Origin of the sequence: Vibrio sp. V15_P4S5T153 (assembly GCF_963874485.1) — a bacterium.
GTDB lineage: Bacteria > Pseudomonadota > Gammaproteobacteria > Enterobacterales > Vibrionaceae > Vibrio > Vibrio anguillarum.
On sequence record NZ_CAWNHR010000012.1, the window covers coordinates 1 to 6,368 of the forward strand.

Annotated in this window: 4 protein-coding genes; all 4 read left to right on the top strand. The window is 45.7% G+C overall.

Annotated elements, in window-relative coordinates; all coding sequences use genetic code 11:
• Window positions 1–72: 72 nt before the first annotated feature.
• Window positions 73–1,014 (top strand): ankyrin repeat domain-containing protein, encoded by a 942-nt coding sequence (locus AACT42_RS09920; protein ID WP_094183066.1) that lies wholly within the window; start codon window positions 73–75, stop codon window positions 1,012–1,014.
• Between the two features lie 26 nt (window positions 1,015–1,040).
• The gene (locus tag AACT42_RS09925) at window positions 1,041–2,003 is read left to right on the top strand and encodes a DUF4123 domain-containing protein (protein ID WP_094133949.1); all 963 of its coding nucleotides are present in this window, start codon (window positions 1,041–1,043) and stop codon (window positions 2,001–2,003) included.
• Window positions 2,000–2,911, top strand: coding sequence for a DUF4123 domain-containing protein (locus AACT42_RS09930; protein WP_047687697.1), 912 nt, complete (start codon window positions 2,000–2,002; stop codon window positions 2,909–2,911). The genes AACT42_RS09925 and AACT42_RS09930 overlap by 4 nt, the downstream gene beginning before the upstream one ends.
• Window positions 2,908–6,368 (top strand): DUF6531 domain-containing protein (locus AACT42_RS09935; protein WP_094183067.1); only part of this gene is annotated, 3,461 nt, incomplete at its 3' end. The genes AACT42_RS09930 and AACT42_RS09935, both read left to right, overlap by 4 nt.

Sequence of the window (6,368 nt, forward strand, 5' to 3'; positions counted from 1 at the left end):
AAGTTGGCTGATGAAAAGATTCTACGCGAGCGCTATGGCATTGATGCGAAACTTTAAACGGAGCATCAGCGGATGTTAAACCAAGTGGTGGCTGTATTACTGGGTACTGTACTACTGCTGCCTTTGACCGCGAAAGCAGGAGTGCTAAATATCTTTCGTACCAAACCGTACCCAGAAGTCTTTTTTTCAGGTGATTTATTGGCGGTGGCCGAAGCCATTAAGAAAAAGGATATTGAAAAAGCTAAGCAGTTGGCAGAAAAACTTCCGGACATTGATGCTCCGGGTACAGAAAATTACACACTGCTCGCCTTTTCTGTTGCTGATAACAATGTTCCAGCCATTAAAATGTTGATGGCGTTAGGGGCTGATCCTGCCGCTAAACTTGAAGATACAGTGATCGCTGGAAGTGATGTCTCAGAAACGGTGGCGCATTTTGCTATGTGGCGTAAAACCACAGAGGCACTTAAAGCTATGTTGGAAGCCGGAATGGATACAGAGATCAAAAGGGGTAGCAGTACCTTGATTTACGACGTACCGACTCTGGAAGATAACGATTCTTTGAGGCTCTTGGTTGAGTTTGGCGCTGATGTAAATGCTCGGGATCGTCTTGGTCAAACCGTATTATTTGATTTTATTCTTGTTAGTTTCGATGAGGCGTTATATTTGTTGGACCATGGCGCGGATCCCTTTGTAATGTCTGACTCAGGAATGACACCTGCTTACTTTGTTCAGGATGAGCTCAATATGATGGACAAGTCTACAGAGGCTTACCAAAAAATGCTTACCATCCAACAGAAAATGATAGATCTTGGTGTGAAGTTTCCTGCACTAACCCCTTACGGCGAGCGTTTTCGTAATGACATCGTCTATTGCAAAGAGCCTAGCGGCTATAGATCACGTTCTGAGTGTAAGGTTGAAGGGGTGAATCGATTTCTAAAACCTCAATCTGAAGAGTCAAAGCGAGCTGATGAAACAATCTTAAGAGAGCGCTATGGCATTGATGTGCATCTGTAAAACGTTGTTTAAAAGGTGTTTGGTAAGTGGATAACTTAAAGTCGATTTTTGAAGTTCTATCCGAAACGGAAGAGGGCACCCTGTATGTCATTTTCGATCAAGTGCAGCACCCTGAAGCGAATGAGTTTTGGAAAACCATGAGGCTGCGCTCTGATGTAGAGTGGTGTTACTTATGGCAAGATAGCAAGTACATGCAATATCAAGATGCATCCCCGGTATTAATTACTATTGCTGATGGAAACCCCGGTGAAAGTCTATTGTATTGGTTGAATGATTACACCAAATATTATGAGAGACTCGGTATCGTTGGTCGCTATAAAGGCAGCTTAAAACAAATTTATCAGCATTGGCGAAATTGGTTGTCTGTGATTTATCCAGATGGACAAGAAGCGTTATTGCGTTTCTATGATCCGATGGTTATTACCTCTTTTTACTCGATTTTAACAGATATCCAAAAACAAGCCTTTAAAGGTGAACATTGCCAGATCTACACGCCTTGTCTTAACGAGGACAAGCCACATCTCTGCGCCGTTATGAGTGGAGAAGTGGCGGGTGAGCCGATGGAAGAGTTAAACCAACAATTGGTCACCTACCCAGTCAAGTTGACTCCTAGCCAGTACAGCCTGTTTTTCTATCCGGAGAGGTTGGACTCACTGATTGATTCTCTGCATAACAAACTCGCACCGAATTATGCATGGTTGCTACCAAGAGAAAACGTCGCCATTCGATTCAACGAAGGGCTAGAGCTTGCTGCACAAAAGTATCCAGATACCGATGCTCTTGGAAGGGAAACTTTTGCCTTGTATCGGTTTTATTTGGGGGACAAGTTCGATGAACACCCAGATTTTTATGATTTGTTAGCCCATCACTCGTTGAGAAATGCAATTGGTAAGTTTAACGAAAAATACCAAGGCCGCAGAGACGAACTCATGAATTATCGAACAGAGGGTTGGTTGGGCATGGAAGGAAAAGCAGGCTTCGAGTCATGATGAATCAATGGCCAAATATTGCACAAATCTCGCGCCAAGAGTGGCAAGAGAGATCAAAACAAAAAGGCTGGTGGCTTTTAGTCGACTCAGCCATAAACTCGGGCGTGTTGAATTTTATCCCTTCACCTCAGCCTCAAAGTCGATTGTACTGGGATGAAATGGGCGAGGTTCACGCTTCAATTTCACCTTACTTGATACCAATGCATTCCATTGACTGGTTAGATGAAAACATTACCCATAAGTCAAATTGGGGAATGGCCATTCAAATTAATGAAGCCTTTCATGGTGAGACGTTAGACAGACAGCAAGAGATGTTGCTCAGTCATTTACGAACTTGGTCATTGGCGCAAGCTCCCGAGCAGGAAGTGGCGATACTACGGAGCACTGACTGGAGCATTTTCCATGTTTTATGGAATGCGACAGCCGCAGAGAAACAGCCCGAGTTAAAAGGGCCAATCCAATCGCTCTGCTATTGGGAGGCCGAAGATGGGTCAGTATCCTTCAGCGCTCTCATTGGTGATATGCGTCCAGAGGTGCTGGTAAAAACGCCCATTCAACTTACGGATGAGCAATACCTAGCTTTGTCGAACTGGGCGGACCGACATCAACACCAAAAATATCGTGAGCACCTTCAGCAGCATCACCCGGTCACTCATGTATGGAGTGAGGATGAGTGGAAAGCATTTTTGCCGCAGCAAACCAAACAAGCAAGAGATTACGGGTTTGAGCAACCTAACGATGTGGTGCGCTATTTAAGCCTCTCAGTCGTAATGGGCAAAGACTTTATTGAGACGTCATGGGCGAAAGAAGCGTTGAGTAAGCCACGTCATCTGGGTCAAAAAAGTCAAATGGATCAGCTGTTTGCTCAAGCACTAAAACAAACAAACGAGGAGTCGTCGACGTCATGAGCCAGAATAAGCACACGGAGCTAATGAGTAGTGCACAAGCCGCTGAGCTTAATTTCTCTACAGACAATGTCAAAGAAGGCAACTGTAAAGAGTGCAGTTGTGAAGTTTTTGTACGTTGCCATTACGACGACGGTAGCCCGATAAAAGAAGCGCCATACACCATTGTCGACAGTAAGAAAGGTGAAACGACTGGGCAAACAGATGAAAATGGCTTGCTGAAAGTGATCAATATGCCTTGTGGTGGCTATGAGTTATATCTGGAAGAAGGTTCAGATGATTATGAGCCAAAGGAAGTGTTGGCGAACAACCCCGCGTTTCAGAGCAACCCAGAATACTCCGCCATCACCGGAGAATACTTTGCCCTGTACGTCATTTTAAACCGAAAAGGCTACCTGACTTACGATGCGGACGGCAGCGACAAAGATGAAGTTGACGTTGATGGTGTGGGTATCATGTCAATGTTTGGTGTTGCTCCAGACGGATATGAAGAAGCCTATAAGCGGTTCTGGGAGTTACATGAACAGATTAACGACGGGCCGACTTCACTAAAAGAAGCCGTTAACCGCGCACATTGTGGCCTAGCGGGAGAAGTCGCTGGACAAGCGAAAGACAACGAAGCATTGATCTTATTCTGCGAAGTTGCGCTTGGCTTTGTTCCGGTAGTCGGTCAGGCAATGGATCTTTATGATCTAGGTGGTTGGGGTTGGAAAACCTATGAAGGCAAAAGCCTTGATGAGTGGCATTGGGCTGAAGGCGCACTTATTGCGTTGGGTTTCATCCCCGGTTTGGGTGATGCAGGTAAAAAAATCGGTTTAACGATCCTAGATACACTGAAAAAAGCAGATCCAGGTGTGATACAACTGGCGATAAAGAAAATTCGCAGCCTGTCAAACGGCAACATTGTTAAGTACTTATTGAGCTTTGGCGACAAGCTCGATGAGGTTGCTGTTGAGGCGGATGTCCTGCTCAACAAAATCATTAACGGTTTGACAAAAGTCCTCAAGGATTCTGCGAGCAGCAGTTGGATTGTCTTGATGATGAAAGACGAATTTGCATTTTTCATCAAGGCTTTGAAGGACCTAAAGAGTAAGATCAAAGAATCCATTGACTGGATGCGCGGCAAAATTGACGAGTTTACAAAGCTCGTCTCCACGCGTATTCCCGGTACCACGACAAAAAAAAATACCGCGGTTACCCCACAAAATGCCAACGCAGGTAAGGCCGACCCACACAGAAAGCAATCTGAGAAAGGGGAGAGCAAATCAGAGACATGCACCGGAAGCGGAGAGAACAAAACCAACGAGAAATGCGAGGTTGGTGAGCCTGTTGACTTGTTAACGGGTAAAGCTTACGAAACGAGAGAAGATTTTGTTGTTTCGTCTCGACTGCCGCTTGTTCACGAGCGCTATTACCAATCGATGGGGGACCGAGAGACGGGGCTTCTCGGTGTACTCTGGCGCAGCAGTTGGGACATAAGCCTGACGATTGAAGGCTCTACCGTTAAATTTATTGATAAAGATTACTCGATAGCATTTTTTGACGCACCTTATCAAGGTTCACCGACTCGTTCGGAGTTAATGCCACAGTGGTGCTTACATCGCGGTGAGCGTGGAGAGTTGATCCTAAAAAATAAGAGCGGACTGGAATATCATTTTGAACATGCAGTAGGTACAACCTTACGTCTTACAAAACAACAAGACGCCTATGGAAACGCGACGCAGTTTTTGTACGACCGGGGCACACTGAAATGGATAGTACTTTGTGATGGTCGATTAGTTCAAGTTGAAACTAAAAAAAGACGAATCCACACTTTAACGCTTTGTAAAGCGGATAAAACGCCAGTTTATAGACTCGCACAGTACAGTTATGACAAAAAAGGATTCTTAACATCTGTCCGTGCGGAAGCAGGGCGCAGCTTTGACTACCAATACAGTAAAGAAGGTTACTTAACGCGCTGGAATGATCTTTCTCAAACTTGGGTAGAGCATGATTATGACGATAAGGGCCGAACCATTGCGACGCGCTGTTCTGGTCGGTACTGGAACGACAAACTGCACTACGATGATGACAATCATATCCATTATTACCGTAACCCATTTGGTGGCACTCAAGCAGTGCACTTGGACGAACGTAATCGCCCCTTTTTATTTGTGGATGAGTTCGGTAATCAAACGACAAGTGTTTGGCATGACGAGTTTCTGCTTAGCAAGACAAATGCATTAGGAGAAACGGTAGAGTACACCTATGACAATTGGGGTAACGTAACCCGAGTCATTGAACCTAATGGCGCTGAGCACCACTATAAATACAACGAACAAGGTTGGCTGGTAAGTTATACAAACCCGATGGGTGCAGTTTGGTTTTATGAGCACAATCCGTTTGGTGATGTGACATCCATTACCGACCCAGAAAACCGTAAAACCCAAATGACCTATACCGAGTTTGGCCAACGTGCCAGCGTGACAGGGCCTGACGGTTCAATAACCCATTACTCGTACTATAGCAATGGCTTGTTGGCTCGGGTTGAGCCACCTGTCGGTTACGGTATGGACTTGTTTTACGACGGGCAGGGGCGCTTGATAAAGCGCGTGACTGACAATAAGCAAGTGCGAGAATGGGTTTACGAGAAGAACAGCAAGCAACCTTGTCTAATTCAGTATGAAGATGGAACGCAAGCGCATTTTGAATACGATATAGAAGGTAATTTAATTAAAGTGACGGATGCGCTTGGGCATAGCCAGCACTTTAATTACGGAGCATTTGATAAGCTGAGGCAGGTTACGGACCCTTTTGGGGCAACCACACACTATCATTACAACGCTGAGGCAGAATTTGCTGGTGTCACCAATCGACAGGGTGAAAAATGGTTCTATGAGTTTGATCAAGGTGGACGAGTTTGTGCGGAGCACCACTATGATGCCCGTGTCGACCACTATCAGTACGATGCAGCAGGTCGGCTGAATCGTCACATCAAACCGGATGGTGTACAACATTGTCACAGTTACGACCCTTCAGGAAAACTACTCGATACGGTGACGCTTGACCACAACGAGCAACAATTGGGTAAAGCTTGGTATGAGTACGACGCCGCCTCTCGCTTAACCTACACCGAAAATGGTGATGCGTGGGTCTCCTTTGCTTACAGTCCATCAGGATTGCTCCTTGAAGAAAACCTCAACGGCACCTCGCTCGTTCATGAATACGACGAACATGGCCGCCGTATTGGTTCATCAGGCAGCAAAACCGCGCGACAATATCAATGGACGAAGCACCAATTACAGCAACTGTCTGTAGGCGAGCATACCCCGCTGCAATTTGCGTATCACCCGAGTGGACATGAGAAAACTCGCGCTACAGAGCAGGGGTTTAGCCTTCACCACCAATGGAGTGAAACAGGGTTACTGCTAGAGCAACAGCTTGGTAGAAATGGTGATAGCTTACGCCAGTATCAGTACGA